The 1,366-nt window shown below is 33.7% G+C and carries 1 protein-coding gene and 1 pseudogene; both read right to left on the bottom strand.

The features are described 5' to 3' along the window. On the bottom strand, nucleotides 1-485 hold a 485-nt coding region (locus IEX94_RS19460; RefSeq protein WP_188859911.1), incomplete at its 3' end, for a PRD domain-containing protein. 31 nt (nucleotides 486-516) lie between these two features. Then, nucleotides 517-1,188: pseudogene (locus IEX94_RS19465) on the bottom strand (family 1 glycosylhydrolase); the annotation flags it as partial. Between the last annotated feature and the right edge of the window lie 178 nt (nucleotides 1,189-1,366).

The following is a 1,366-nucleotide window of genomic DNA, read 5'->3' on the forward strand; positions in this document are numbered from 1 at the left end:
ATTAAATGGAAAGCAATGTTTGCTGCTTCTTCTATTGGCAACTCTATATCAAGTTTGTCATTCATTATCTTTAAAGCATATTCTCCAACATCAAATTCTTCTGGGTAGTAATTTTTAATTTCCCAATAGACTCGGTTAGTGATATTAATACCTTTATTATATCTCTCAACCGCAAAGTTTAAATGATCCATTAAAGTGAAATAGATACCCGAATTTAACTTCGTGTTCATTTTTTTCTCTGCATGGTTGACTATTTGCTGAGTCAAGTCTATAAATAGAGGTGGAATGGCATCCAATAACCCAAGAAACTCTTTCACTTTGGTGTTTTCGATTGGTATGAACATTTGGTCAGCTTGGTGTTCCTTAATGATATTACCTGATTTTTGTCCATAACCAATCCCTTTACCAAGTAAAATATGTTCCTTTTTATGTTCGTTTTCTGCCAGTACTACGCTTGAATTTAAAACTTTTTTAATTTTAAACACCGTATACCTCTCCTATATACGAATTGGTCTTTTACTCCAGATCTTCTCCATTGCTTTCAATTACTTTTTTATACCAGTAGAAGGAATCTTTTCGGCTTCGATTAAGTGTACCGTTTCCTTCATCATCTTGGTCTACATAAATATATCCGTATCTTTTAGACATTTGATTTGTAGAAACACTGATTAAGTCTATCGGCCCCCAACTGAGATACCCGAAGAGATCTACCCCTTCTTCAACGGCCTCCTTCATTTGTTTAAAGTGCTCCCTTAAATAATTAATCCGGTAGTCATCATGGATAGACCCATCATTTTCTACTTTATCAACTGCGCCCATTCCATTTTCTACTATGAGGAGAGACTTCTTATAACGATCATATAATTCGATTAATGAAATCTTTAAGCCAATCGGATCAATCTGCCATCCCCAATCTGTTGAAGGCAAATAAGGATTTTTTGCCCCTGTTATAGTATTAGCCGAAGTTCTCTTTAGCTCTTCATTTGCAGATTCAGTTAATGACATATAGTAGCTGAAAGAAACAAAATCAACCGTATGTTTTCGTAGGATATCCCGATCTTCCGGTCCCATTTTAATATAAATATTTTTCCGCTCAAACATTTTTTCTATCATCTTTGGATATTCCCCGAAGACTTGGACATCTGAACTAAAATAATTAATTAAATTCTTTTTGAGACTAAGTTCCACAGATGTACTCCATACCAATTTTAATTAATAGATACAATAATCCAAAGTGGTATAATTATCGCTGCTTACTTAAAAAAGGTGATAAACTGCAGTACTTACAATCATGCTGCAAGTACTGCAGTTTTAATTTAACATCTAATCATTTTTTAGTTCATCAACTAATTTAACAAGACTAGGA

Origin of the sequence: Oceanobacillus indicireducens (assembly GCF_014647195.1) — a bacterium.
Lineage (GTDB): Bacteria > Bacillota > Bacilli > Bacillales > Amphibacillaceae > Oceanobacillus > Oceanobacillus indicireducens.